General features: G+C 59.3%; 29 protein-coding genes and 2 tRNA genes. 20 read left to right on the top strand and 11 right to left on the bottom strand.

Annotated features, from left to right (window positions below; genetic code table 11):
- Positions 1 to 95 precede the first annotated feature (95 nt).
- The 3 genes from GSQ93_RS14675 (at position 96) to GSQ93_RS14685 (ending at position 3,135) form a co-directional block, all read left to right on the top strand.
- Complete coding sequence (locus GSQ93_RS14675; RefSeq protein ID WP_158936406.1) at positions 96 to 1,409, top strand: replication-associated recombination protein A; 1,314 nt, start codon at positions 96 to 98, stop codon at positions 1,407 to 1,409.
- A gap of 183 nt (positions 1,410 to 1,592) precedes the next feature.
- Positions 1,593 to 2,891 (top strand): serine--tRNA ligase, encoded by a 1,299-nt coding sequence (gene serS, locus GSQ93_RS14680; RefSeq protein ID WP_158936407.1) that lies wholly within the window; start codon positions 1,593 to 1,595, stop codon positions 2,889 to 2,891.
- 154 nt (positions 2,892 to 3,045) lie between these two features.
- Positions 3,046 to 3,135 (top strand) — tRNA-Ser (locus GSQ93_RS14685).
- Between the two features lie 96 nt (positions 3,136 to 3,231).
- Here the strand turns inward: GSQ93_RS14685 and GSQ93_RS14690 are convergent.
- Positions 3,232 to 3,600 carry a hypothetical protein gene (locus GSQ93_RS14690; protein WP_158936408.1) on the bottom strand — a complete coding sequence of 123 codons (369 nt, stop codon included), beginning with the start codon at positions 3,598 to 3,600 and terminating at the stop codon, positions 3,232 to 3,234.
- A gap of 447 nt (positions 3,601 to 4,047) precedes the next feature.
- Here GSQ93_RS14690 and GSQ93_RS14695 point away from each other — a divergent pair, with 447 nt between their 5' ends.
- On the top strand, positions 4,048 to 4,542 hold the full coding sequence (locus GSQ93_RS14695) for an outer membrane beta-barrel protein (RefSeq protein ID WP_158936409.1): 495 nt from the start codon (positions 4,048 to 4,050) through the stop codon (positions 4,540 to 4,542).
- Positions 4,543 to 4,630: 88 nt separating this feature from the next.
- Here GSQ93_RS14695 and GSQ93_RS14700 read toward each other — a convergent pair whose 3' ends face one another.
- Positions 4,631 to 4,981 (bottom strand): hypothetical protein, encoded by a 351-nt coding sequence (locus GSQ93_RS14700; RefSeq protein WP_158936410.1) that lies wholly within the window; start codon positions 4,979 to 4,981, stop codon positions 4,631 to 4,633.
- Positions 4,982 to 5,263: 282 nt separating this feature from the next.
- On the opposite strand from GSQ93_RS14700, the gene map reads away from it, so the two are divergent.
- The 6 genes from map (at position 5,264) to GSQ93_RS14730 (ending at position 9,473) form a co-directional block, all read left to right on the top strand.
- On the top strand, positions 5,264 to 6,046 hold the full coding sequence (gene map / locus GSQ93_RS14705; protein ID WP_158936411.1) for a type I methionyl aminopeptidase: 783 nt from the start codon (positions 5,264 to 5,266) through the stop codon (positions 6,044 to 6,046).
- A gap of 192 nt (positions 6,047 to 6,238) precedes the next feature.
- Positions 6,239 to 6,784, top strand: coding sequence for a GNAT family N-acetyltransferase (locus GSQ93_RS14710; RefSeq protein ID WP_158936412.1), 546 nt, complete (start codon positions 6,239 to 6,241; stop codon positions 6,782 to 6,784).
- Positions 6,785 to 6,993: 209 nt separating this feature from the next.
- Entirely contained in the window at positions 6,994 to 7,749 is a 756-nt protein-coding gene (minC, locus tag GSQ93_RS14715; RefSeq protein ID WP_158936413.1) for a septum site-determining protein MinC, read from the top strand.
- Between the two features lie 96 nt (positions 7,750 to 7,845).
- On the top strand, positions 7,846 to 8,661 hold the full coding sequence (gene minD / locus GSQ93_RS14720) for a septum site-determining protein MinD (protein ID WP_031359135.1): 816 nt from the start codon (positions 7,846 to 7,848) through the stop codon (positions 8,659 to 8,661).
- A gap of 9 nt (positions 8,662 to 8,670) precedes the next feature.
- A complete protein-coding gene (gene minE, locus GSQ93_RS14725; RefSeq protein ID WP_031359136.1) occupies positions 8,671 to 8,925 on the top strand; it encodes a cell division topological specificity factor MinE in 255 nt (84 codons plus the stop codon).
- Between the two features lie 275 nt (positions 8,926 to 9,200).
- Positions 9,201 to 9,473 carry a YXWGXW repeat-containing protein gene (locus tag GSQ93_RS14730; RefSeq protein ID WP_367889758.1) on the top strand — a complete coding sequence of 91 codons (273 nt, stop codon included), beginning with the start codon at positions 9,201 to 9,203 and terminating at the stop codon, positions 9,471 to 9,473.
- 212 nt (positions 9,474 to 9,685) lie between these two features.
- Here GSQ93_RS14730 and GSQ93_RS14735 read toward each other — a convergent pair whose 3' ends face one another.
- Together GSQ93_RS14735 and GSQ93_RS14740 are read right to left on the bottom strand one after the other, a co-directional pair.
- Positions 9,686 to 11,056: a chloride channel protein gene (locus GSQ93_RS14735; protein WP_158936415.1), complete on the bottom strand. Its 1,371-nt coding sequence runs from the start codon at positions 11,054 to 11,056 to the stop codon at positions 9,686 to 9,688.
- Positions 11,057 to 11,364: 308 nt separating this feature from the next.
- Complete coding sequence (locus GSQ93_RS14740; protein ID WP_062080859.1) at positions 11,365 to 11,544, bottom strand: hypothetical protein; 180 nt, start codon at positions 11,542 to 11,544, stop codon at positions 11,365 to 11,367.
- Between the two features lie 207 nt (positions 11,545 to 11,751).
- Between GSQ93_RS14740 and GSQ93_RS14745 the strand changes: the two genes are divergently transcribed.
- The gene (locus GSQ93_RS14745; RefSeq protein WP_158936416.1) at positions 11,752 to 12,897 is read left to right on the top strand and encodes an OpgC domain-containing protein; all 1,146 of its coding nucleotides are present in this window, start codon (positions 11,752 to 11,754) and stop codon (positions 12,895 to 12,897) included.
- Between the two features lie 62 nt (positions 12,898 to 12,959).
- On the opposite strand, the gene GSQ93_RS14750 is transcribed toward GSQ93_RS14745, so the two are convergent.
- Both GSQ93_RS14750 and GSQ93_RS14755 read right to left on the bottom strand, forming a co-directional pair.
- Complete coding sequence (locus GSQ93_RS14750) at positions 12,960 to 14,219, bottom strand: MFS transporter (protein ID WP_254073877.1); 1,260 nt, start codon at positions 14,217 to 14,219, stop codon at positions 12,960 to 12,962.
- 396 nt (positions 14,220 to 14,615) lie between these two features.
- Positions 14,616 to 15,095 (bottom strand): TonB family protein, encoded by a 480-nt coding sequence (locus tag GSQ93_RS14755; protein ID WP_158936418.1) that lies wholly within the window; start codon positions 15,093 to 15,095, stop codon positions 14,616 to 14,618.
- 114 nt (positions 15,096 to 15,209) lie between these two features.
- Between GSQ93_RS14755 and GSQ93_RS37620 the strand changes: the two genes are divergently transcribed.
- The 5 genes from GSQ93_RS37620 to GSQ93_RS14775 all read left to right on the top strand — a co-directional run bounded on the left by GSQ93_RS37620 (position 15,210) and on the right by GSQ93_RS14775 (position 16,623).
- Complete coding sequence (locus GSQ93_RS37620; RefSeq protein WP_174254621.1) at positions 15,210 to 15,368, top strand: hypothetical protein; 159 nt, start codon at positions 15,210 to 15,212, stop codon at positions 15,366 to 15,368.
- Between the two features lie 131 nt (positions 15,369 to 15,499).
- Entirely contained in the window at positions 15,500 to 15,772 is a 273-nt protein-coding gene (locus tag GSQ93_RS14760; RefSeq protein ID WP_158936419.1) for a BrnT family toxin, read from the top strand.
- Positions 15,732 to 16,010 carry a BrnA antitoxin family protein gene (locus GSQ93_RS14765; protein ID WP_158936420.1) on the top strand — a complete coding sequence of 93 codons (279 nt, stop codon included), beginning with the start codon at positions 15,732 to 15,734 and terminating at the stop codon, positions 16,008 to 16,010. The genes GSQ93_RS14760 and GSQ93_RS14765 overlap by 41 nt, the downstream gene beginning before the upstream one ends.
- A 72-nt stretch (positions 16,011 to 16,082) precedes the next feature.
- Positions 16,083 to 16,349 (top strand): BrnT family toxin, encoded by a 267-nt coding sequence (locus GSQ93_RS14770; RefSeq protein WP_158936421.1) that lies wholly within the window; start codon positions 16,083 to 16,085, stop codon positions 16,347 to 16,349.
- Complete coding sequence (locus GSQ93_RS14775) at positions 16,336 to 16,623, top strand: BrnA antitoxin family protein (RefSeq protein ID WP_158936422.1); 288 nt, start codon at positions 16,336 to 16,338, stop codon at positions 16,621 to 16,623. The genes GSQ93_RS14770 and GSQ93_RS14775 overlap by 14 nt, the downstream gene beginning before the upstream one ends.
- Positions 16,624 to 16,687: 64 nt before the next feature.
- On the opposite strand, the gene GSQ93_RS14780 is transcribed toward GSQ93_RS14775, so the two are convergent.
- From GSQ93_RS14780 to rph, 5 genes are all read right to left on the bottom strand, one after another.
- A tRNA-Ser gene (locus tag GSQ93_RS14780) sits at positions 16,688 to 16,777 on the bottom strand.
- Positions 16,778 to 16,902: 125 nt separating this feature from the next.
- Positions 16,903 to 18,093, bottom strand: a complete 1,191-nt coding sequence (locus tag GSQ93_RS14785) for an MFS transporter (RefSeq protein ID WP_158936423.1) — start codon at positions 18,091 to 18,093, stop codon at positions 16,903 to 16,905.
- Positions 18,094 to 18,133: 40 nt separating this feature from the next.
- Positions 18,134 to 19,381, bottom strand: a complete 1,248-nt coding sequence (gene hemW / locus GSQ93_RS14790; RefSeq protein ID WP_254073878.1) for a radical SAM family heme chaperone HemW — start codon at positions 19,379 to 19,381, stop codon at positions 18,134 to 18,136.
- Positions 19,378 to 20,007: an RdgB/HAM1 family non-canonical purine NTP pyrophosphatase gene (gene rdgB / locus GSQ93_RS14795; RefSeq protein WP_158936424.1), complete on the bottom strand. Its 630-nt coding sequence runs from the start codon at positions 20,005 to 20,007 to the stop codon at positions 19,378 to 19,380. Before rdgB ends, hemW begins: the two co-directional genes overlap by 4 nt.
- Positions 20,000 to 20,746 carry a ribonuclease PH gene (gene rph / locus GSQ93_RS14800; RefSeq protein ID WP_254073907.1) on the bottom strand — a complete coding sequence of 249 codons (747 nt, stop codon included), beginning with the start codon at positions 20,744 to 20,746 and terminating at the stop codon, positions 20,000 to 20,002. Before rph ends, rdgB begins: the two co-directional genes overlap by 8 nt.
- Before the next feature lie 373 nt (positions 20,747 to 21,119).
- Between rph and GSQ93_RS14805 the strand changes: the two genes are divergently transcribed.
- The 4 genes from GSQ93_RS14805 (at position 21,120) to GSQ93_RS14820 (ending at position 25,481) form a co-directional block, all read left to right on the top strand.
- A complete protein-coding gene (locus tag GSQ93_RS14805) occupies positions 21,120 to 22,052 on the top strand; it encodes a YicC/YloC family endoribonuclease (protein ID WP_158936426.1) in 933 nt (310 codons plus the stop codon).
- 7 nt (positions 22,053 to 22,059) lie between these two features.
- Entirely contained in the window at positions 22,060 to 22,725 is a 666-nt protein-coding gene (gmk, locus tag GSQ93_RS14810) for a guanylate kinase (RefSeq protein WP_158936427.1), read from the top strand.
- A 57-nt stretch (positions 22,726 to 22,782) separates the two neighbouring features.
- On the top strand, positions 22,783 to 22,986 hold the full coding sequence (rpoZ, locus tag GSQ93_RS14815) for a DNA-directed RNA polymerase subunit omega (RefSeq protein WP_031359151.1): 204 nt from the start codon (positions 22,783 to 22,785) through the stop codon (positions 22,984 to 22,986).
- A gap of 62 nt (positions 22,987 to 23,048) precedes the next feature.
- Positions 23,049 to 25,481: a bifunctional (p)ppGpp synthetase/guanosine-3',5'-bis(diphosphate) 3'-pyrophosphohydrolase gene (locus tag GSQ93_RS14820; protein WP_158936428.1), complete on the top strand. Its 2,433-nt coding sequence runs from the start codon at positions 23,049 to 23,051 to the stop codon at positions 25,479 to 25,481.
- The last annotated feature ends 13 nt before the right edge of the window (positions 25,482 to 25,494 follow it).

Genomic DNA, 25,494 nt, shown 5'->3' on the forward strand with positions numbered 1-25,494 from the left:
AAGCAACGCCAGCGTCCGTCTCGAAAAGCGCACGATTATCGCTGTCTTTGCGCAAATTGCACCACCCGACCTATTTGGAAACCCTCCAGAGCGCCATGTTCGAAGAAAACCGTGCCAATGTTCCGCTTGCCGAGCGTCTGCGCCCTCGCACTATCGACGAGGTTATCGGCCAGAAACACCTGCTCGGCGCCAGTAAGCCGCTGCGTGTCGCGTTCGAGTCCGGCGAAGCGCATTCCATGATCCTCTGGGGGCCGCCGGGCGTGGGCAAGACCACGCTCGCGCGCTTGATGGCGGCGGCGTTTCACGCGGAATTCATCTCGCTGTCGGCGGTGCTGTCGGGCGTGAAGGACATTCGCGAGGCGGTCGAACTGGCGCAGATTCATCGGGCGAACGGGCATCAGACGCTGGTGTTTGTTGACGAAGTGCATCGCTTCAACAAAAGTCAGCAAGACGCATTCTTGCCGCACGTGGAGTCGGGCCTGTTCGTGTTCGTGGGCGCGACGACCGAGAATCCATCGTTCGAGGTGAACAGTGCGTTGCTGTCGCGGGCGGCTGTTTACGTGCTGAAAAGCCTCGAAGCGAGCGAGCTCACGGAGTTGCTGGACCGGGCGCAAGGCGAACTGGGCGGCCTCACATTTACCGATGAAGCCCGCGACGCGCTGATCGGTTCCGCCGATGGCGACGGCCGCAAGCTGCTCAACAATCTCGAGATCGTCGCGCGGGCGGCGGCGCAGCAGAAGTCGACGCATATCGACGGCGCGTTGCTGGGCAGCGCGCTTGCCGAGAATTTGCGTCGTTTCGACAAAGGCGGCGACGCGTTCTACGACCAGATCAGCGCGTTGCATAAATCGGTGCGCGGCAGTAATCCGGACGCGACGCTTTACTGGTTTTGTCGAATGCTGGATGGCGGCGCTGATCCGCGTTATCTGGCGCGGCGCATCGTGCGCATGGCATGGGAAGACATCGGTCTCGCCGATCCGCGCGCGGGGCGGATCGCGCTCGATGCCGCCGAGACCTACGAGCGGCTGGGCACGCCGGAAGGTGAACTGGCCTTGGCGCAGGCGTTGATTTATCTGGCGGTCGCGCCGAAATCGAATGCGGGCTACAAGGCCTATAACGAGGCGCGGCGGTTTGTCGGCAAGGATCAGTCGCGCGGGGTGCCGGTGCACTTGCGAAACGCGCCCACAAAGCTGATGAAGGAGTTGGGCTACGGGCATGAATATCGTTATGCCCACGATGAACCCGATGCGTTCGCGGCGGGGGAAACGTATCTGCCGGACGGCATGCGCCACCCGCACTGGTACGAGCCGACGCCGCGCGGCCTGGAGGGCAAGATCGGCGAGAAGATGGCGAGGCTGGCCGAGATGGACGCGCAATGGCGGCGCGAGAACAAAGGCGAGAAGAAGTGATCGCCGCCGCGTGGAGCGACATTGTTTATAAATAGCGTAGTGATCAATTCCAAGACAGGTTTTTCTGGAACGGAAAACGCCTCGAACGTCAGGCCGAACGGCTAACGCGGTCAAAGCGCGCCAATAACCCTTCGGTGCTGAGCTAAAATCGCGGATTCGTACTTACTAAGAACCGGCCCTGCCATGCTCGACATTCAACTTCTGCGCAAAGACCCCGACGCTGTCGCCCAGCGCCTGGCCCAGCGCGGCTACACCCTCGACGTCGCTGCGTTCGCGGCACTGGAAACCGAACGTCGCGAGATCCAGACGCGGACCGAAGAACTGCAGATGCGGCGCAACACGTTGTCGAAGCAGATCGGTGGAATGAAAGGCCGTGGCGAAGACACTGCTGCCGTGATGGCGGAAGTGGGCGGGATTGGCGACACCATGAAGGCGTCGTCGGCGCAACTCGATGACATCCAGAAACGCCTCGCCGATCTGATGCTCGGCGTACCGAATCTGCCGCACGAAAGCGTGCCGGTTGGCCGCGACGAGACGGAAAACGTAGAGCTGCGCCGCTGGGGCACGCCGCGTTCGTTCGATTTCGAGGTAAAGGATCACGTCGATGTAGGCGCGCCGCTCGGGCTCGACTTCGAGACTGGCGCCAAGCTTTCCGGCGCGCGCTTTACGCTACTGCGCGGTCAGATCGCACGGCTGCATCGCGCGCTTGCCCAGTTCATGATCGACACGCACACCGAGCAGCACGGCTACACGGAGGCGTACACGCCGTATATCGTGAATCCGGAGATTTTGGTCGGCACGGGGCAGTTGCCCAAATTCGCTGACGACATGTTCCGGGTGGAGAAGGGCGGCGAGGAAAATACGGTCACGCAATATCTGATTTCGACTTCTGAGATTTCGCTGACGAACACGGTGCGCGAAAGTATTCTCGAAGCCGCTGCGTTGCCGGTGAAGCTCACCGCGCATTCACCCTGCTTCCGCTCGGAAGCGGGCTCGTATGGCCGCGACACGCGTGGCCTGATCCGCCAGCATCAGTTCGATAAAGTGGAAATGGTGCAGGTCGTATCGCCGGAAAAATCGTATGAGACGCTCGACGAAATGGTTGGGCATGCCGAAGCAATCCTGCAGACGCTCGAACTGCCGTATCGTGTGATTACGCTGTGCACCGGCGACATGGGATTTTCGGCAACGAAGACATTCGACCTGGAAGTCTGGCTGCCGGCGCAGAATACTTATCGTGAGATCTCGAGCTGCTCGAACACTGAAGCATTCCAGGCTCGCCGGATGCAGGCGCGTTTCCGGAACGCGCAGGGCAAGCCCGAATTTGTTCATACGTTGAACGGGTCGGGACTGGCGGTCGGGCGCACGCTCGTTGCGGTGCTTGAGAACTTCCAGAATGCGGATGGATCGGTGACGGTGCCGGCGGTTTTGCGGCCGTACATGCGTGGTGTCGAAAAACTGGAAGTGCCGAAAGCGGAATAAGCGGCGGATTGAGCCGGCGTGTTGTAACCGGCTCACAAAAAGGGGGTTGGAAATCGATTCCGAGTCGTCTATAATCTTTCTCTTCGCCGAGCATCGACCCGCTCAGCGAAGGCCGCAAAAGGCTGTAATAGCCTGCTAAACGGTTGCAGTAAATGGAAAGGTGGCAGAGTGGTCGAATGCGCTGGACTCGAAATCCAGTGTACGTTTAGGCGTACCGTGAGTTCGAATCTCACCCTTTCCGCCAAATACAAAAACCCCCGCTGATCGCAAGATCAGCGGGGGTTTTGCCTTTCTAACGCCGTGCAATCTGCTGAGGGCCTCTCTGCCCCGTGCGTTTTCGTTAGCACTTCGGCAGCAAGCGTTCTATATCGAAGGTCGACTTGCCGTCGGGATTTTTGCCGGCCGAACTCCGCGACAGGTTATTCGATGTCCTGCAGGCCCAGTTGTCCGGTTTCTCGAGACTGGGCGTCTGCCGGCTCGACCCATCGTCGGTGCCGGATGCGGGTATTGGGCCGGTTTCGGGCTGGGACGTCCCCATAATCGAGGGCGGCCGATACACATGCACAGGCGCCACAGACAGCGGGACGGGAGTGTCGGCGAACGGAGCGGCGGGGTCAGTCGCTTGCGCATCTGCGATAAAGCAAAGCGATCCAGCAGCCACGGCTGTTGTCAGCAAGCGCATGCGGACTTTGAGAGCGAAGTGGTTCATGCGTGTACTTCCGTTGTGAGAATCCGGTGGCGGCTACGGTGGGAATATCCAGGGAAAGGGGGCGTGTTCCGTAAAATGAAAACGCGATGTCACTTTTTATCTCTGCGCGCCGCAGCGTTATATCGATATCCGATTCAAATCGTTAATTCGTTGCATTCGATTAAATTAACCGCCTGAGTGTTCTATTGGTCATCGTTGCAAATAAAGAACAAAATCATAGTGACATCCTTCTCTTTTGGCTGTTCTGAAATGAAAGGTTATCAATAATAACGCCAGGGCAGTTAATTAGGATCGCTCTTATTGGTTCTGTACGCCGCTGCAATTTAGTCTTTCGTTTCGTTGCGAGATTCAGATCAATAAAAATTATGTGAAATCAAATTCACAATGAATGTGCACGAAAGTGGCAATTAACGTTGCTTTCCGATTTAATGTTATGCATCAATCCCCATGTCCAACTTTAAGAAACTTTTCGCCACATTGGTCATCGCCCTGACCGGCATTTCGTGCGCTCAAGCAAGCGAGTTTGCTGGCCCCTATGCCGGTATCAAGCTGGGGGAGAACTGGTCTGACGCGTCTGGCGTTATCAACAAACCGTCCCATGCCACGTTTTTTCCTGGCTTGACTGCAGGCTACGGGTTCGACGTAAAGCAGTTCGTGATCGGCGCAGAAGTGTTCGCCGATTTCCATCACGGTTCGACCACCTATAAAGACGCCGGTATCGATCTCAAGGTCGGAATGCCATTCAATACGATCATGCCCTACGCGCGTTTAGGCATGACGGGAACCTGGCCTAATGCGCGCCTTCATGGCGGCGTGGGCGTTGAATATAAGTTCATGAAGCAATTAAGCGTCGCAGCTGAATGGACCGCTGATTCAGACAGTCATGAAGGAACCAAGCGCAGTAATAACAGCGTCACCGTCGGAGTTCACTACTACTTTTGATGATTTAAGGTTTGGTTTAATGGTATTAAAAAATCCCCGGCGAATCATTATTCGCCGGGGATTTTATTTGGCTCATGCCAATCAAAATTCAGGTTGTACAGCGCGCTATATCGAAGCGCATTTCCGGCTCGGGCAATCCGCCATAATCTTCGGAAGATTTTTGCACCTTCACCGTCGACCCGTATTGCGATGGCGTGAGCGTGACCAGCCATGCGTTCGGGCCAACCAGCAATTCCGAGGCGCTACCCAGCTTTGACGTCGACACCGAAGGGAGTTTGTCCTCGAGGCAATTCAGCACGTCACGAGGCTGGCGGTGCGACGACACATAGATCACCGGACTCGATGCGCGAAGTTCAGGGACGCTCGCGGAACTACACGCAGCAAGCGCAAGCACAGCCGCAAACAAGGATGTGAACGGGACAACTCGGCGTGAAGGCATAAGCAATGGCGTCAGTAGAAACAGGGCAAGAAACTAGGCAACATCAGGACAGAAACAGCCGCAAATCAGGGGCCAAAACAACCGTCGCACCTCACGCTAAGCAAACTGAATCAAGCCGGACCAAGCCTAAAGCATGACGTTGCTGAGCTGCAAGGCAATCGAACACGCCATCGGAGAAAGGCCGAAAAAAGAGCAGAAAAGCGTCCGATGCTATCATCGCCGGCATCCTGAAATAATGCGTCAGCGATACATCGATATCGCGCGCCGACACACCAACGCTCCATGGCCATTACACTCAAGTCGCCTGCCGACATCGAAAAACTGCGTATTTCCGGGCGCTTGGCCGCAGAAGTCCTCGCGATGATCGGCGAGCATGTGCAGCCGGGCATCACCACCGAAGAGCTGGATGCGATCTGCAGCCGGTTCATTGTCGAAGAACTGAAGGCGATCCCGGCGAACGTGGGATACATGGGTTTTACGAAGACCATTTGCACGTCGGTGAATCACGTGGTCTGTCACGGTATTCCCAGCCCTCGGGCGCTGAAGGACGGCGACATCATCAATATCGACGTCGCGATCATCAAGGACGGTTATTTCGGCGATACCAGCCGCATGTACTACGCGGGCACGCCGAGCCGTGAGGCCAAACGGCTGTGCGACACGACGTATGAAGCAATGGTCGCCGGCATTCGGGCGGTGCGTCCGGGCGCGACGCTGGGCGACGTGGGTTATGCGATCCAGACCGTGTCGAACCGTGAAGGCTATTCGATCGTGCGCGAGTATTGCGGACACGGCATTGGCCGCGTGTATCACGAGGATCCGCAGGTGCTGCATTACGGACAACCGGGGGCCGGATTGCGTTTGAAGCCCGGGCTGGTTTTCACCATTGAGCCAATGGTCAATGCGGGCCGCGCTGCAACGCAGCAATCGCGTGATGGCTGGACGGTGACGACGAAAGACCGGTCGCTGTCGGCGCAATGGGAACATATGGTCGTGGTGACCGACGACGGCTTCGAATTACTGACACCGTGGCCTGACGGCACCGGCGAATACGCAGCGCCCTAATGCACGCTGAAGCACCGCAAAGCGCCATAAACGAGCGGGTGGTGGGCCGGGAGATCCACGGTGAGGGCGCTTCGTGCATCGACTGCAATAATGATTTGACTCGTTCGCCTGTTCGGTTGAAGCTATTAAATAGACCAAGCCGGCTTAAGAAAGCTTAAGAAGCTTGTGAAAGCTTGAGAGAAAAACACCCGCATGAGTCCTTCACTAACTGTTCGCAGGATCACCGCGCATCAAGGTGCAGTCCTGCGCGAGCTTCGCACGGCCTCATTGCGCGAGGCGCCTTACGCGTTCGGTGAGACGCTGGAGGAGGCCTTGTCCGCCGACGTCGCGAGCTTCGACGAAACGGCCGACCGCCACGCGAATTCACCCGTTACCGCGTCGTTTATCCTGTATACCGAAGGTCATCCAGCGGGTTTGGTCGGTGCGTTTATCGATGAAGCGGCTGAGCCGCGCGCATTCGTCTACGCGTTGTGGGTGGCTCCTGCTGTGAGGCATCTGCGGGGTGGCGAGTTGCTCGTGAATGCCGCTACGCAATGGCTCGCGGAGCGGCGTGTGCACGACGTCTTTGCCTGGGTCGCGGACGAAAACCGCAACGCCATGCGTTTCTACGAGCGCCTGGGCTTTGGTCCTACCGGTGAACGGCGCCGGATTCCAGCGCATCCCGAGGAATATGAAACGCTGCTCGTGCGCCGCGTGATCGATCAAACGAGCGATCAAATGAGCGATCACGTGACCTGAGCGCATGACTTGAGCATCTGATCCGCCAGCATTCGTCGCGGCGGGATTGGCCACGGCTCGCGTGGCTTGGTCCGCCCCGGCTCATCTCGCCGTCCCCTGTCTCGCTTATCTCGTTTCACATCATGCTGCCTGCGGTCGGGCGGCAATCTGAAATTTTCCGTTTGCTTGCGCTCACGCCTGTAAAATACGCAAAATTTTTGGCTTTACCTATGTCGCTCAAAAAAACGCCCTTTTTCGAATTGCGCAGCGGCTCTGTCGACACGCTTTTGTTTGTCGTCAAGACTACCGACCTCGACGCGCTGCGAACGGAACTCACGCGGCGCTTCGAAGCGACTCCCGAGTTTTTCGCGAACGATACCGTCGCCATCGACGTGCGCCGTCTGGCTGCCGACGAGCGGATATCGATCAGCGAACTCGCCGCGTTGCTCGACAGCGTACGCATGCGCCCGATCGGTGTAGTTGCATCGGGGGACCAGGCATGGGCGTCTGAAGGCGCTCTGCCGTTGCTTGAAGCACGCGACCGGCGCGGTGCGCCAAAGCCGTCGGTGGACGCGGGCGTCGAGAACACCGAGGCCGCCGCTGTGATCGAAGCGGCCGTGGCGCAAACGCCTGCGCCCAGCGCACCGCTGCCGAAGACGACTATCATCGACCGGCCGTTGCGGTCGGGCCAGCAGGTGTATGCGAAGGGCGATCTGGTCGTGCTGGGGCTGGTGAGCTACGGCGCGGAAGTGATCGCGGAAGGCAACATTCATATCTACGCGCCGTTGCGTGGCCGGGCGCTCGCGGGCGTGCACGGCAACCTCGACGCACGCATTTTCTGCACGTGTCTGGAGCCGGAACTGATCTCCATTGCCGGCATCTACAGGACGATGGAAACGCCGCTCGGCCCCGACGTTTTGGGCAAACCGGTGCAGATCTGGCTCGACGAAGAAAAACTGATGATCGAACCGCTGCGTCTGACCTGAGAGGCCTGAGAGGTATCAGCCAGGCGCGCTTGATGGGGACAGCGCGCATCAGGACAGGACGCCAGCGGATTTAATTGACGAACACAAGGTACAGGAATGGCAAAAATCATTGTGGTGACTTCGGGCAAGGGCGGCGTCGGCAAGACGACCACCAGCGCGAGCTTCGCATCGGCCCTCGCGTTGCGGGGGCATAAAACGGCTGTTATCGACTTCGATGTCGGCCTGCGCAATCTCGATCTCATCATGGGCTGCGAACGCCGCGTGGTGTACGACCTCATCAACGTGATCCAGGGCGAAGCGAACCTCAACCAGGCGCTGATCAAGGACAAGAAGTGCGAGAACCTGTTCATCCTGCCGGCCTCGCAAACCCGCGATAAAGACGCGCTGACGCAAGACGGCGTCGAGAAGATTATCAACGACCTGATCGCGATGGACTTCGAATACATCGTCTGCGACTCGCCGGCGGGGATCGAATCGGGCGCGTTGCTCGCCATGCATTTCGCCGATGAAGCATTGATCGTGACGAATCCGGAAGTGTCGTCCGTGCGTGACTCGGATCGCATTCTCGGCATTCTTTCGTCGAAGACGAAGCGCGCGATTGAAGGCAAGGAGCCGATCAAGGAACATCTGTTGATCACGCGATACAACCCGAAGCGCGTGAGCGAAGGCGAGATGCTCTCGCTGACCGACATCCAGGAAATTTTGCGGATCGAACTGATCGGCGTGATCCCTGAATCGGAAGCGGTTTTGCATGCGTCCAATCAGGGTCTGCCGGCCGTGCACCTCGATGGCACTGATGTAGCTGAAGCCTACAAGGACATCGTTTCGCGCTTTCTCGGCGAAGAAAAGTCCCTGCGCTTCACCGACTATCAGAAGCCAGGTCTGTTGCAACGCATCTTCGGCAACAAGTAAGGGGACGCAATGTCGATTCTTTCGTTTTTGCTGGGCGAGAAAAAGAAGTCCGCTTCGGTCGCGAAGGAACGCTTGCAGTTGATCATCGCGCACGAGCGAGCGGGCGGACATGCGCCCGCCGATTATCTGCCGGCGTTGCAACGAGAACTCGTTGCCGTGATTTCCAAGTATGTGAAGATTTCTAGCGACGATATCCGGGTAAGCCTCGAACGTCAGGATGATCTCGAAGTACTCGAAGTGAAGATCGAAATTCCATCGGTTTGAAGGTGGATGACGGTTTGAACCAGCGCTGAAGGTTTCCTTGGCGCGTAGCATCCAAAGGCCGGAATCGCTTGATTCCGGCCTTTTCACATTCGCGCTTGCACCTTTAAGTCGCATACGTGACTTACATCAATATTCCGTTGCAGTTTAGCCATCGCGGTTACACGAGCGCTGTCGGCTAAACGGTGTCCTCGCGCATTGAGTGTGTATCGCCAGTACAAGGCGACCAACTCAAGAGGCCGATCATGAAAATACGTTTGTTCATTGCCCAAGCGGCTATGGTTCTGGCCGGCGTTGCGGCAGTAGCCGGAAGCGCGTCGGCTGAAGTGATTATCGTGGCGCCGAATGCGCCGCCGCCCATGCGCATTGAATCCGTCCCGCCGGCACGCGTGGGTTACGTGTGGGACAACGGCCACTGGCGCTGGGAACATGGCCAATACGTGTGGAATCCGGGGCATTGGCAAGTCGAACGCGTGGGGTATCACTGGGTGCCGGGACACTGGATCGCACGCGGCGGTGCATGGCGCTGGATGGCCGGACACTGGGCTTGAGCCTGACGGCTGCAATACGTCGCTAGCCTCGCGGGCGGCCCGTTAAACGCCGCCCGAATCCGATGAACCCGTTCAGGAGTTCCACATGAAAACCAGACTATTGATTATTGGCTTCCTCGCAACCTTGCTGGCTGGTTGTATTGTCGTGCCGGCGCATCCGTATGCTTACCATCCGGTGCCACGCATCTACGTTTATTAAGTTTGCCTGAGCTTTATTTGGTGACCGGCTCTTCGTCTTCGACGGGTGTTTCCGGCACTTCGGGCGATGCCCGGGGCACGGGCAAGGGCAGTGGAGTCATGTAGCGCTCAGCCAACGCTTCGTAAAGCGGCGGCGAGAAGAAGCGCGACACCCGGCTCGCAATCAACGCGGTTGCCATGAGCGAAATCACCAGCGCATGACCGTTGATCATTTCCATCACGATCACGAACGACATGATCGGCGATTGCGTGACGGCGGCCAGATAACCCACCATGCCGAGCGCAATCAGCATCGACAACTGCATGTGGCTGAAGACCATATGCAGCACGTTGCCGAAGCCTGCACCAATCGATAACGACGGCGCGAAAATGCCACCCGGAATGCCGGGCAGGTACGAGCCGATCATCGAGACCATCTTGAGCAGCGGATACAGCGGCGAGAGCTGCTCGTGGCCTTCGAGCAGGCCGCGGGCCTCGGCGTAACCGCTGCCGAAGGTCGTGCCGCCCGACACAAGCCCGACCACGGCGATGATCAAGCCGCAGAGCGTGGCGAACACGACCGGGCGTGTTGCGTGCATTTCGCGCAGACGCGCCGGAATCCATTTGGACGTATTGAGCAGCAACCAGCAAAACACGCCGCCCGCGATACCCGTCACGATGGCCGTGAGCAGCACGGCGACCGCCAGCAAACTCGGGAAATGCGCGCTGACCTCGATCGTGCCGAAATAGGTGTAATTGCCGTTCAGGCCGAGCGCCACGATACCCGCGAGGATGATCCCCGTGATCAGCACGCCGCTCGTACGCGCTTCGAAGCTGCGCGTCAGTTCTTCGATCGCGAACACAATGCCGGCGAGCGGCGTGTTGAACGCCGCGGATAACCCCGCCGCCGCGCCAGCCAGCACGAGTTGCCGTTCGATGCGGGCATTTGAGCGGGGAAAGAGCCGTCGCAGGTTGTACATCAATGCTGCGCCGACCTGGACGGTCGGACCTTCGCGGCCGATGGTGAAGCCACCGAGGATCGCGATGAACGAGATCCCCATCTTGGCGATCAGGATGGCTGGCGACAGCAGCCGGGTACCCAGTCCGGGCGGACTGTGCAACACGGCGATAACCTGTGGGATGCCGCTGCCTTCCGAGCCCCGAAAGAACTTTCGCGTGAGCCAGACGGACAACGCGGCCACTGCCGGCGTCAGGATCAGCGGCAACCAGACATGGTCGTGCTGAACGGCGCGAAACGCGTTATAGCCCCAGTCGATGAGCTTCGCGTACAACACCGCGATTAGTCCGACCGCGATTGCGCCAACCCAGAATATGCCGTAGCGGTACCAGAGGCTGCGCGCACGTCGAAGCGTAAATCGGGGGAGAGAGCGTAAAGCGCGAATCATGTGCAGTGAGCCATGCGACCGGCTGTCGGCAAAGGAGTGATTATACCGAGTTGTCGCAATAATCCAGCCGATTGGTGCCTGCGATTTCCACCTTGAACGGGCTTTGGAAAAGAAAATGGGGCGCGGCTCTGAGCCGACGCCCCAAAACACTCTCGTCGGGGTGGCGAGAGCGGAGAGAAGAACGTAATTAACAAGTAATGTTTTATTCAGGTTTTTGAATGACACGCAAACGTTTCAACGATAACCCAGGGTGTTTGAAAGTTTTATCGATTACTGTATTAGGCGGGACGTGAAGCGCTTACTGAAGCTCAGGTTGTCATTACTTCGAAAGCGACTACGGCGGCGATGGCGCCCGCATTTGCAATCAGCGCCTGCAGCACGATCCCGCGCCAGCTTGTCGTCCGGAAACGCACGGCCAGCATGAGTGCGGTGAAAAGCGCAATGGCGATTATTGCAACAACATCAGCACTTTGAAGATGAATGCGCATGACGCTGGCCTCACGAATGTTCAGACTTTGTTGAGTGTTTGTTGAGTATAGGCACCGCGTGCCGGTACGCAAGTTGCGCCAAAATAGTCAATGGCCCGGTGCTTGCATTTATCTAATGATCTGATGGGAATTTTCCGGGCGCTGTCCGTACTAACCCGAGTTGGCGTTTTCCCGCGCAGGGCAAGCCTTATCGACGGAGCTGCATTTATGAATTCCCCGAATCGCCGTTCTCTCGAAGTGGATTTTTTCCGGGGACTCGTGCTGCTGGTGATTGCCGTCGATCACATTTCGGGAAGCGTCTTATCCAAATTTACACTCCACAGTTACGCGTTCTGCGATTCCGCAGAGGTTTTCGTGTTCCTCGGGGGATACGCATCGGCAGCCGCTTATACAACGCTGGCATCGAACCGGAGTCACGGGGCCGCGCGCCGGCGCTTCCTGAAGCGTAGCTGGGAGATTTATCGGGCGTACCTTTTCACGGCCGTGATGATGCTGTTGGGCGGCGCGTTGCTGATGTGGCTGCGCATCGACACCCCGATGATGCAGATCACCGAATGGCCGTCGTTCCTGGCGCGACCGCTGGGGCTGACGTTTGATGTCGCGACGCTGCGGCATCAGCCGTATTTATCGGCCGTATTGCCCATGTACGCCATGTTCGCGCTCGCCGTGCCGTTCGTGGTGCCGCTGGCCGAACGCAAGCCGGTGGTCGCGCTGTTCGGCAGTCTTGGCGTATGGCTTTTTGCATCGTCGCTCGCGCAATGGCTACCCTCGGCGTACGCGGAAGGGTGGTCCTTTAATCCATTCGCGTGGCAACTGATGTTTGCGCTCGGTATTTTGGCGCGCGTGCAGCCGATCCCCGCCGAGTTTCACGATTCGAAAACCGCTCGCTGGATGACCCGAGCGGCAATTGCCGTGTTCCTGACGTTTGCGTTCGCGAAGCTGTTCCTGGAGACGCAAGCACCGCCCGGATACATGAAGCAGAACCTGGCGAGCCTGCGCATTGTGAGTTTCGTGGTGATCGCGTGGCTGTTCGCTCAGGCGGTGCACGCCGGATGGATCAAGGCGCTGGCGAAGAGCTTGCCGAGCGTGGTTAACATCGGCAAGCAGGGGTTGGTATGTTTTATTGCTGGCGCGTGCATGTCGCTGGTTATCGACACAGCGTTGCGAGTCGTGTCGCTCGGGCAATACCAGTGGATAGCGGGGCTGAGCGGCGACGCCATCGCGATTGGCAGCCTGATCTGGCTGGCAGCGTTCTGGCGTGACCGTAAGGAGGCGCGGCTGGAGATGCAGCGGACGCGTCAGCCGAAACATCCGGCAGTTCCGGCGCATGCTTCTAACCGGCGTGACCGATGAGAGAGTGAGTGCGAAACATGCGCGCCGATGAGCTTTACAAGTCTCGCCGGCACGCAAACGCGCTACGAAAGCTTGATGTCCCGCGTTTCCCGCATACACAACACGCCGAGCAGGCTGATCGCTGCCGCGACCGATACATACCCGCCGACCCACGCCAGACCGCCGCGATTCGCCAGCAATTGCGCGATGTACGGCGCCACCGACGCCCCCAGGATCCCGCCCACGTTATACGCGACACCCGCGCCGGTGTAGCGCACGTTGGTCGGGAACAACTCGGGCAGCAACGCGCCCATCGGGGCGAAAGTCACGCCCATCAAGAACAGTTCGATGGTGAGAAACAGCGCGACCGCGTAGGTGTTGCCGCTGCCAAGCAGCGGGGCCATGGTGAAGCCGGACAGAATAGCCGCGATACACCCCACGATCAGCACCGGGCGGCGGCCGAATTTATCGCTGGCTAATGCGGAAAGCGGTGTCGCGATCGCCATGAAAATCACCGCGAAACACAGCAGGCCGAGGAATTTCTCGCGCGTGAAATGCAGCGTCGAGACGCCATACGAGAGCGAGAAAACCGTCGAGATATAGAACAGCGTATAGCAGACGATCATCGCGATCGCGCCGAGCATCGTTGGCTTCAGGTACTGGCCGAACAGCGTCGCGATAGGCACGCGCACGCGTTCCTTTTTCTCGATAGCCTCACGGAACGCCGGCGTTTCCGCAATTTTCAGACGCACATAGAGTCCCAGCGCCACCAGCACCGCGCTGACGAGGAACGGCACGCGCCAGCCCCAGCTACGGAATTGTTCATCGGTGAGCGAGAGCGCCAGCCCGAAGAACAATCCATTCGATGCCAGGAAACCCACCGACGGCCCGAGTTGCGGGAACATGCCGAACCAGCCGCGCTTGTTCTGCGGCGCGTACTCGGTGGCGAGAAGCGCTGCACCGCCCCATTCGCCGCCGAGCCCGATGCCCTGACCGAAGCGCAGGACGCACAGCAGCACCGGCGCGAGGCTGCCGATGCTTGCATAGCCCGGCACGAAGCCGATCAGCGTGGTCGACACGCCCATCACGAGCAGCGACGCGACGAGCGTTGATTTTCGTCCGATGCGGTCACCGAAATGGCCGAAGATAAACGAGCCGATCGGCCGCGCGATGAACGCGATACCAAACGTCACGAACGCCGACAGCGCTTGCGCGGCGGGCGAGCTATGCGGGAAAAAGACCGGGCCGATAACCAGTGCAGCGGCGGTCGCGTAGACATAGAAATCGTAGAACTCGATCGCCGTGCCGATAAAACTCGCGAAGATCACGCGGGAAGTGCTCATTTTCGCGTCGCTTGTGGGCGATGCGGGTAAGGAGCCCGAGGGTGAGCCCGATGGTGAGGCTGATGACATGGCGTCTCCGGTTCGCCCTTCGTGTCGCGTCCATGAATGGGAACGCGCGTCGGGACACTTTGTATTGAATGCGCAGCGTGTAGCGTACAACGTGCAACGGGCGCTGGGCGCTCGAGGCGGTGTAGGGCGATAAAACGAACGGCGTTGGACTGCGCGCGGTATGTCGCGGAGTCGGACGGTCAGGCGCGTCGATCAAGCGCTGGATGGGCGACGACGACGGCTTTGCCGGCATGGCCGGCGTGGGGTATCGAAAATTATAACGACCGTGCGCCGCGGCCGGCAAGGAAACCGTATTGCTGAGTGCACCAATAGTTCCGCTGGTTCCGTTTAATCGATGGTGGTTGCTTGTGGTGAATGGACGCTGCGTAGCTGGAACTGGCCGTTATCGTTGAAGAGCCAGTCTTCGAACAAATCGAGGTGGCCGTTGCCGTCGAGCAGGCGCGCGGGCGGTGTAGGCAAGGGCGATGAGCGTCGCAGCGACGCGAGAGCGGTGGCTTCGGCTTCGTCGTCGCCATTGGTCCGGTAGACCGTTGACCGGATCACGCGGCCGTTGCGGTCCACGGTGAACGCGACCACGACGAGCGAGCGCAGCATCGCTTGCGGCGTGCCCTTGAGTACCAGCGACGGATTGTGATCAAAGATGTGTTGCGCGACGCGTACCTTGTACTGGTCGAGCGTCGCGCCGCTCACGGCGGCGGCCGGTTTGGGTTCGAGCGCGCTGGGCGGCGGGGTGATCGTGCAGGCGGCGATGGCTGCCGCGATCGATAAGGTCAGCGCGATGCGCGCGATTTTCAAACATGAGGTCATGGCAGGCGAGGCTCCACGAATTCGTTGCACTCATACTTAACAATACGCGGCGGGTCCGGGTCTTGCTGCCCCATTTTGCATGTCCACAGCATTTTGATGCGCAAGGAGAGAACCATGAGCAGCGATTCTACTGATCTGAAAAAACCGAAGCCCGCCGAGCATAGCGATAACGAGGCAAGCAAGATGCCCGAGCGCGCCGATGACGACCGCAAACAGGCTCCAAGCGATAAGCCCGGAAAGAAGCCAGGAGAGGGCGAGCCGGATGTGGGGTGAGGTTTGGTGGCGTGTTTGGGTACGCTAGCCCCGCATCGGTGACGACGCGGGGTTTTTTATTGAGCTAGATTTAATTTTCGTACTAACAAAAAATGACGTTGCTTTTGAGTTTATGTTAGTACAATAATTGGATGGGAATTATCTACGACAGCGCGAAGCGCGACAAAACCTTTAGTGAACGCGGACTGGACTTTGAGCTTGCTGCCGAGGTTTTTGCGGGCTTGACGCTGACGCAACAAGACTTGCGCTCCGATTACGGGGAACAACGATTCACGACTGCGGGCTGGTTACACGGCCGGATTGTCGTGTTGGTTTGGACACCCCGCGGCGCGGACCGCCGCATCATAAGCATGAGGAAAGCAAATGACCGCGAAACTAAAAGACTCACCCCGCATTTGGGTTGATCCCGACGATGCGCCCGAAATCACCAATGACTGGATCGCTGGCGCGGAGTTACGCGCCGGTGGGAAGGTGGTTCGGCGGGGGCGCCCTCCAGGCAGCACGAAGACACCGACCACTGTCCGCCTGGACAACGAAGTGCTCGAAGCGTTTCGCGCAACCGGACCGCGTTGGCAATCGCGCCTGAACGCTGCGCTCGCCGACTGGCTGAAGACCCACTCGCCAGACGAACTGCCGGTGTGATGCGCCTCACTCCGATCTTTGTATATACAAAAAGCCTAGTCCAGAGCGAATTTTGTATATACAATTTGATCGATGCAAGTCTCCTTCGATGTGAATAAGAGCGCCCGTAACATCGCTGAACGCAGTTTATCGTTCGAACGGGCTGCAGAATTCAATTTCGAGACAGCGTTGATCGGCACTGACGACCGGCGTGTTTATAGCGAAGTACGGTACGTCGCTTTGGGTTATCTCGACGAACGCTTGCATGTTCTCTGTTTCACTGAAACCCATGATGGAATCCGTGTAATCAGTTTTCGGAAGGCTAATTCGAGAGAGGTGAATCACTATGCCAGCACGTAAGCCCATGATTGATGAGAGTGGAGAAGTACGCGAACTGACGGCCGCGGACGTCAAAACGTTCAAGCGCGGAGGCGCTGCATTACCCGCATCGCTGCGGGCGAAGACGGGCGTTCGCGGTCCTCAAAAGGCGCCAACGAAGATTCCGCTATCGCTTCGACTTTCGCCGCAGGTCGTGGAGGCGTTTCGCGCGTCGGGTGAGGGGTGGCAGACGCGAATCGACGTGGTTCTGGCCGACTGGCTCAAGACCCATTCGCCGGACGAACTGGCGGTGTGAATGGCTTGGTGCGGGGGCGGGGAATTTGAAGCAGAGGGTTGCAGACAAGCCGGGGTGCTGTTTTTGGCGGAAGCGGTGAGATTCGAACTCACGGACGAGTCACCCCGTCGCTAGTTTTCAAGACTAGTGCCTTAAACCGCTCGGCCACGCTTCCACGCTTTACAGACAAACTTCACACACAGCAACACCGGGAAAAGTGCGCTCAAACCGCGCCGCACCTCTCCGGCAAGGCGCGTATTGTAGCGCAACTTTCTCTCGCGTCCAGCACGCGAAACCGACTCACCCTTCCAGCGACCGGGTTGCCCGCAAACCGGGAAACAATCGCATCCATAGCAACGCAACGGCGATCGTACCTACGCCGCCAATCAGCACCGCAGGCACTGCGCCGAACAATCCCGCCGTCATCCCCGACTCGAACTCACCCAACTGATTCGATGTTCCGATAAACAGCGAATTGATGGCGCCCACACGACCGCGCATGTCGTCGGGCGTTTGAAGTTGAACGAGCGACAGGCGCACGACGACGCTGATCACATCGGAGGCGCCTAGCGCGGCCAGCGCGATCAGCGAAACGTACAGGTTCCGCGATAACCCGAACACAATCGTCGCAATGCCAAACGCGATCACGCCGCCGAACAACGCCGTCCCCGCCCGCCTTCGCAACGGAAAATGCGCGAGATAAATCGATCCGGCCAGCGCGCCAACCGCAGGCGCCGCGCGCAGGACGCCGAGCGCCCACGGGCCGGCATGCAAGATATCGCGGGCGAAAACGGGCAGCAATGCCGTTGCGCCGCCCAGCAATACCGCAAACAGATCCAGCGATAACGCCCCCAGGATCACCGGCTTGCGTCGAATGAAGGCGATACCGGAGAAGAGCGATTCGAAGGTCAGCGGCGTGCGCATGCGCACCACTTGTTCGATCTTTATCGATGACAACACCACCGACGCCCCGATGAACGCCACCGCCACCGCGCCATATACCGTAAGCGCCCCGAGGCCGTAGAGCAGACCACCCATTGCCGGTCCGAGGATCTGCGCTGTCTGGTTCGCCGACGTCGACCACGCGGTCGCGTACTGCAATTGGGCGCGTGGAATCAGGTTGGGCAAGAGTGCGGCCATCGATGGCGACTCGAACGCGCGTGCCGATCCGGCAATTGCCGCGATCAAATAGATCAGCCCCTGGCTGGGGACCCCGCGCCACGTCGCCACGCACAGCGTCAACGCGGCCACGCCTTGAATCGCCTGACAGATGAACGCGATCGTGCGCCGGTCGTAGCGGTCGGCGACATGGCCCACCACCAACGTGAGCATGAACATCGGCAGGAATTGCGAGAGGCCGACGAGCCCGAGCGCGAACGCACTGTGCGTGATCGAGTAGATCTGCCAGCCGATTGCGACCGACATCATCTGGAACGCAACCGATGACATCACCCGTGCGCTCCAGAAGAGCGCGAAAGGCCGGTGCCGCATAACGGAACCGGCGGTCAGACTAGGGGCGGGCGCGTCCAATTTAACGTTCTTCCTTGATTTTTATCGACGGCGTGTCCCTGAGAAAGAGCGCCTGCAGATCATTGAGAAAATCCTGTCCGCGCTGCGTTGGCGCAATGCGTTCAATGTCCCGCGTGATCAAGCCACGACGTTCCGCTTCGACCAGTCCCGTTTCGATTGCTGACATCGCGAGTCCAGTTCGTTCGTTAAACGAATGCACCGGAAATCCTTCCACGAGCCGCAACGTGTTGAGCATGAATTCGAACGGCAGGTCGCGTGGTCCAACCTCATGCTCTTCCTGCACTGCGGCGCCGCCGAGCGCTTCATCCATGTACGTTCCCGGATGTTTGTAACGCACCTGGCGCACGATTTTCTGCGGAAACGACAGCTTCGTATGTGCGCCCGCACCAATGCCGAGATAGTCGCCAAAGCGCCAGTAGTTCAGGTTGTGCTGGCTCTTCCTGTGCGGCTTCGCATAAGCCGACACCTCGTAGCGCTCATACCCCGCTGAAGCCGTGCGCTCGTGAATCCAGTCCTGCATGTCGGCGGACGCGTCGTCGTCAGGAACGGGCGGCGGGTACTTGGCGAACATGGTGTTCGGTTCGAGCGTCAGGTGATATAGCGACAAATGCGGCGGCGCGAAACTGATAGCCGTTTCAATATCCGCCCGGCATTCGTCGAGCGTCTGCTTGGGCAGGGCGAACATCAGGTCGAGATTGAAGTTATCGAAGTTCTTTGCCGCTATTTCCACCGCCTGGCGCGCTTGCGTTGCATCGTGAATCCGGCCGAGCGCCTTCAAATGCTGCTCATTGAAACTTTGGATACCTATCGATAAACGGTTCACGCCGCTTGCCCGGAACTGCGCAAACTTCGCGGCTTCGAACGTGCCGGGGTTGGCTTCGAGCGTGATTTCGGCATCGGCGTCGAGCGGCAGCAGCGCGCGGGCATCGGAGAGCAGGCGGTCCAGTCCTTTCGCCGACAGCAAACTCGGCGTCCCTCCGCCGATAAAAATAGTGTGCACCTGGCGGCCCCAGACCATCGGCAACGCGCGCTCGAGATCGGCGCGTAGTGCATCGAGATATCGATCCTCGGGAAACGTCTCGCCCTTCCATTCGTGCGAGTTGAAATCGCAATACGGGCATTTGCGCACGCACCACGGGAAGTGCACGTACAACGCCAGCGGCGGCAGCGACGTCAGCCGGATACTGCCCGGCGACGTGAACGCCTTGATCACGTTGATCGCCTGAGGACCGCTCGAACTGGCCGTCACGATATTTCCTTCAATCGCGCCAGCAGATGCCGAAGTGCAATCGCCCGATGGCTGTTGGCGTTTTTCACGGCGGGATCGAGTTCGGCGGCGGTTTGTCCGAGCGACGGCACGAGGAAATGCGCGTCATAGCCAAAGCCGTTCGCTCCGCGCGGGGTATCGATGACTTCGCCGTGCCAGCGGCCTTCCGCAATCAGCGGTTCGGGATCTTCGGCATGACGCACCAGCACGAGGACGGAGAAGAAATACGCGCGCCGATCTGATTCACTAGCCAGATCCTTCGCGAGACGCGCGTTGTTCGCGGCGTCGCTTTTCTCGCCGCCGTTGAGCAATTGCGCATAGCGGGCCGAATACACGCCCGGTGCGCCGCGCAACGCATGCACGCAGAGGCCAGAGTCGTCGGCCAGCGCCGGCAATCCGGTCGCCGCCGATGCATGGCGCGCCTTCGCCAGCGCATTCTCGATAAACGTCACATGCGGTTCCTCGGCCTCGGACACACCCAGCTCGCCTTGCGTCACGAGGTCGATGCCCGCGGTGCTCAGCAGTGCTGCGAACTCGCGCAATTTCCCGGGGTTATTGGAGGCAAGAACGACGCGTCCCAAGGCGCTAACCGCAGAAGAATCAGACACTGAGCAACTCCAGCGCGACCTTCTGCTTCGCAATCAATGTTTCAATACCACTTTGCGCCAGATCCATCAGCGCGTTCATTTCGGCGCGTGTGAACGGTACGCCTTCGGCCGTTCCCTGTACTTCCACGAAACCGCCTGCGCCGGTCATCACGACGTTCATGTCGGTGTCGCACTGCGAGTCTTCGTCGTAGTCGAGATCGAGCACCGGCTGGCCGTTGTACACGCCCACCGAAATTGCCGCGACGAATTGATTGATCGGCGATTCCGCGATTTTGCCGGCGGCCAGCAGCTTGGTGACGGCATCGTGGGCCGCGACAAACGCGCCCGTAATGCTGGCCGTGCGCGTGCCGCCATCGGCCTGGATCACATCGCAGTCGATGTGCAGCGTGCGCGCGCCCAGCTTGTTCAGATCGAAGACGGAACGCAGCGCGCGCCCGATCAACCGCTGGATTTCCTGCGTGCGTCCAGTTTGCTTGCCGCGTGCGGCTTCGCGGTCGTTACGGGTGTTCGTGGCGCGCGGCAGCATGCCGTATTCGGCGGTGAGCCAGCCTTGATCGCGGCCGCGCAGGAATTCGGGCACGCGCTCGGAAATGCTCGCGGTGCAGATCACTTTGGTATCGCCGAATTCGACGAGAACCGCCCCTTCCGCATGCTTCGTGTAGTGCCGCGTGATGCGCACATCGCGCAATTGGTCTGCGCTACGGCCGCTCGGGCGGTTAAACGGGGCGGACGGGTTCAGCGTGGAGTCGGTCATGGAGGAGGCAAAGTGAAAGAAACGCAGTGAAAGGAGCTTCGGCGCACGGTAAAAAAAGCGTAAAAAAACGCGCCAAGGTTCGAATTTTATCCGCAATCGGAGTGAGCGTCCGTCGCGCCTTTCCGGGTTCATCCCGCGTTGATCCGCGCGCGCCGCGTTGCGGCATTGCGTTTCCCCGGGCGGGATCGGCAAAAATGGGATAATGCCAGCTTCCTCGCCCGGCCAACATTGCCTGCCATTTCGCGCAGCTTCACGCCGGGCGTTTCGAAGCGAACTGGCCGTGCCGCGCGAGTAGCGAGCAGTAAGCAACACGCGAGCAACACGCGAGCCGCCACGGCCTTCAATTACGGACGCGACAATGATCTACAGCATGACAGGCTACGCCAGCGCGACGCGCGAAGTAGCGTCGGACGGCGCGGGCGCCAATGGCTCGGGCGTGGGGGTATCGGTGGAATTGCGCACGGTGAATTCGCGCTTCCTCGACATGAATTTCCGCATGCCCGAAGACGTGCGCGTCTGCGAGCCGCAATTGCGCGAAATGCTGATGAACAAGCTCTCGCGCGGCAAGGTCGATATCCGCATCAACCTGAATCGCGCAGAGCAGACGACCATTGCAGGCGTGCTCAATCGCGATGCGCTGTCGCAACTCGCCGCGCTCGAACGCTCGGTGCTGGATATTTTCCCCGATGCCGAGCGCATGCGCACCGGTGAAATCCTGCGCTGGCCGGGCATTTTGTCGGAGAGCGGCGTGTCGGCGGAAACGCTGCGCGACGCGGTTCTGGCATGCGGCAAGCAGGCGATTGCCGAACTCATCGATGTCCGCGCCCGTGAAGGCGCCGCGCTTAGCTCCGTGCTGATCGCGAACGTGACGGAAATGGAAGCGATCGTGGCCAAGGTCACGCCGCTCGTGCCGGAACTGATCACGAAGCATCAGCAGAAGATTGTCGAGCGTTTGCAGGACGCGCTTGGGATTGCGTCGCCGGAAGGCACGCAAACCAGTATTCCACGCGAGGAAATCGCGGAACGGATTCGCCAGGAAGTGACTATTTACGGCATCCGTATCGACATCACCGAGGAATTGCAGCGTCTCTCCGCGCATCTGGCGGAAACGCGCCACGTACTGCAAAAGGGCGGCAAAGTGGGCAAGCGGCTCGACTTCATGATGCAGGAGCTGAATCGCGAAGCGAACACGCTCGGGTCGAAGGCGGCGGCGAAAGAACTCGCGGATTCGTCGATGACGCTCAAATTGCTCATCGAACAGATGCGCGAGCAAGTGCAAAACCTGGAGTAACGCCGCCATGAACGACGCACAACGCAACACCTACGCCGGGGTCTATCCGGGCAACCTGTTCATGGTCGTGGCGCCGTCGGGCGCGGGCAAGTCGACGCTGGTCAACGCGCTGCTCGCGCAGGATCAGGCAATCCGGCTGTCCGTGTCGTACACCACGCGCGAACCGCGTCCGGGCGAGCAAAACGGCGTTCAATACCATTTCGCTTCCGTCGATGACTTCATGGCGCGCCACGCCGCCGGCGAGTTCCTCGAAAGCGCGGAAGTGCACGGCAACTACTACGCCACGTCGCGCGTGTGGATTGAAGAGCAGATGAAAAGCGGCCACGACGTGCTGCTTGAAATCGATTGGCAAGGCGCGCAACAGGTCAAGAAACGCTTTCGCAATGCGGTGGAAATCTTCATCCTGCCGCCGTCACTGGATGCGCTGGAAGAGCGCCTGAAGAAGCGTGGCCAGGACTCGCCGAACGTCATCGTGCGGCGTTTGCTGGCCGCCGGCAGCGAGATGGCGCATGCGCCGGAAGCGGAATATGTGCTGATCAACGAGAACTTCGAGCGCGCTCTCGGCGAATTGCAGTGTCTCGTTGCGGCCACACGGCTACGTTTCGGTTCACAGTACGCCCGTCATACGCAGTTGTTTGTCGAGTTAGGCATACACTCGCCGCACGCCGAGTGAACGGGGCTTTCCGGTCACATAAGGTAGAATGAAGAACATATCGAGAAGGAATCAACCATGGCCCGCATCACCGTCGAAGACTGTCTGAAAATGATCCCCAATCGCTTCGAGCTCGCGCTCGCAGCAACGTATCGCGCGCGCCAGCTCGCTCAAGGCCATACGCCGAAGATCGAAAGCCGCGACAAACCGACTGTTGTTGCGCTGCGCGAAATCGCAGCCGGTCAGGTCGGCGTTGAGATGTTGAAGAAGGTTCCGGTCTGATTACGGGTCCGGACGTCTACGCGCATTGTCACTAACCGCGTCAGCAAACCACGGAGGCGGCCATGAATCCTGTTCCATCGTCCGTCTCTGTGGACCCGCATAACGACGTTCTTAGCACCGAGCCTCATTCCGGGGCACATGCTGAAAACCACGCGCACGATCATGACAACGCTCATGATGCCGACTCGCCCTCGGCGGCGCGCAAGTACATCGACGCAGTTCTCGAACAATCGTTTCGCCATCTGTTCGGGCCGACTGCCACACCGGAAAAGCCGCGCCGCCACGACGTCGTTTCCATTGCGAAACTGACCACCGAGCTGGCCGCGTACCTTTCGCCGGAAGAAATCAAGCAGGTCAAGCTGGCTTTCCATTTCAGCGATGAAGCCCATCTTGGGCAATATCGTCAAAGTGGCGAGCCGTACATCACGCATCCGGTTGCGGTCGCGGAAATCTGCGCCAGCTGGAAACTCGACGATCAATCGATCATGGCGGCGTTGCTGCATGACGTGATCGAAGATCAGGGCGTGACGAAGACCGAAATCGCGGAACGCTTCGGGCCGAAGGTTGCAGAACTGGTCGATGGCTTGTCGAAGCTGGACAAGATGGAGTTCCGCAATCGCGAGGAAGCGCAGGCGGAAAATTTCCGCAAGATGCTGCTCGCCATGGCGCGCGACGTCCGCGTGATCCTCGTCAAGCTGGCGGACCGGTTGCACAACATGCGCACGCTGGGTGCGGTGCCACCGGAGAAACGGCGTCGCGTGGCGCGTGAAACCATCGACATTTATGCGCCTATTGCGCATCGGCTTGGGTTGAACAACACGTATCGCGAACTTCAGGACCTGAGCTTCGCGAACTTCAATCCGCATCGGTACGCCACGCTCGAGCGCGCCGTGAAGGCTGCTCGCGGCAACCGGCGCGAAGTGGTGGGCAAGATCCTTGAAGCGGTCCAGCGCACCATTGCGGACGCGAAAATCAAGGCCGACGTGACCGGCCGCGAGAAAACCATTTTCAGCATTTACAAGAAGATGCGCGACAAGCAGTTGTCGTTCTCGCAAGTGCTCGACGTCTACGGCTTTCGCGTGGTCGTGGATACGGCGCTCGAATGTTATACGTGCATCGGCGCGCTGCACGCGCTCTACAAACCGGTGCCGGGCAAGTTCAAGGATTACATCGCCATTCCCAAGGTGAACGGCTATCAGTCGTTGCACACCACGCTCGTGGGCCCGTTTGGTGCGCCAATCGAGTTCCAGATCCGCACGCGCAAGATGCACGAAATCGCGGAAGCGGGCGTGGCAGCACATTGGCTCTACAAGAATGGCGGCGCGGATCTGAACGATGTGCAAAAGCGCGCGCACCAATGGCTAAAGTCGCTGCTCGACATTCAAAGCGAAGCCGGCGATTCCAGCGAATTCCTGGAACACGTCAAGATCGACCTGTTCCCCGATGCGGTCTACGTGTTCACGCCCAAGTCGAAGATCATGCCGCTGCCGCGCGGTGCGACGGCGCTGGATTTTGCGTATTCCATTCACAGCGACCTTGGCAATCAATGCGTCGCGGTGAAGATCAATAACGAGTTGCTGCCACTGCGCACGGAGTTGAAAAGCGGCGATATCGTGGAAGTAATCACGGCGCCTTATTCGAAGCCGAACCCTGCGTGGCTTGGTTTTGTGCGTACCGGCAAGGCGCGCTCGGCCATTCGTCACTATCTCAAGACCATGCGGTTAAACGAGTCAGTGCAACTGGGCGAACGGCTCGTCGATCAATGCCTCAAGAGCTATGGCCTGGCGTTGTCGGAAGTGACGCCGGAAGCTTGGGAAAAGCTGGCGCAATGGACGGGCAACAAGAGCCGTCAGGAAATTTTCGCGGATATCGGCCTTGGCCGGCGCGTGGCCGCCGTCATGGCGAAGCGCATTGAAGTGCTGATGACCGGTCGCGACGACGACGATTCCCCGCGCGAGAATTTCAGCACGAATACTGCGCCGCCGGTGGTGATCACGGGCACGGAAGGCATGTCGGTGCAGCTGTCTGCCTGCTGCCGCCCGATCCCCGGCGACGACATCATGGGTTACATCGGCATTGGGCTGGGCATGGCGATTCACACCACCGAATGCCGTGTGGCCCAGCGCATTCACAAGCGCGATCCGGGCCGATGGATTGACGTGGCCTGGGCGCCGCAGCCGGGCCGTCTATTCGATGTCGCCATCAAGGTGCTCGTCAGCACGTCGAAGGGCGTATTCGCCCGCGTAGCGGCTGATATTACGTCCGCCGATGCCAACATTGTCCACATCGCCATGGACGAGGACGTGACGCAGGAATCTACCGTGCTGCGTTTCGTCATCCAGGTCAGCGATCGCGTGCACCTGGCGAACGTCATGCGGCGCGTGCGCACGAACCCGGACGTGATGCGCATCGCGCGCGAGCGGCCGAGTGACGAGCCGCATCATCGCAATACCGAAGGCGGCATGCGGATCGATCGCGAACGCGGCGATTATTAAAGCCTGGCGTTCG

Source organism: Burkholderia sp. S171, assembly GCF_009766085.1.
Taxonomy (GTDB): Bacteria; Pseudomonadota; Gammaproteobacteria; order Burkholderiales; family Burkholderiaceae; genus Caballeronia.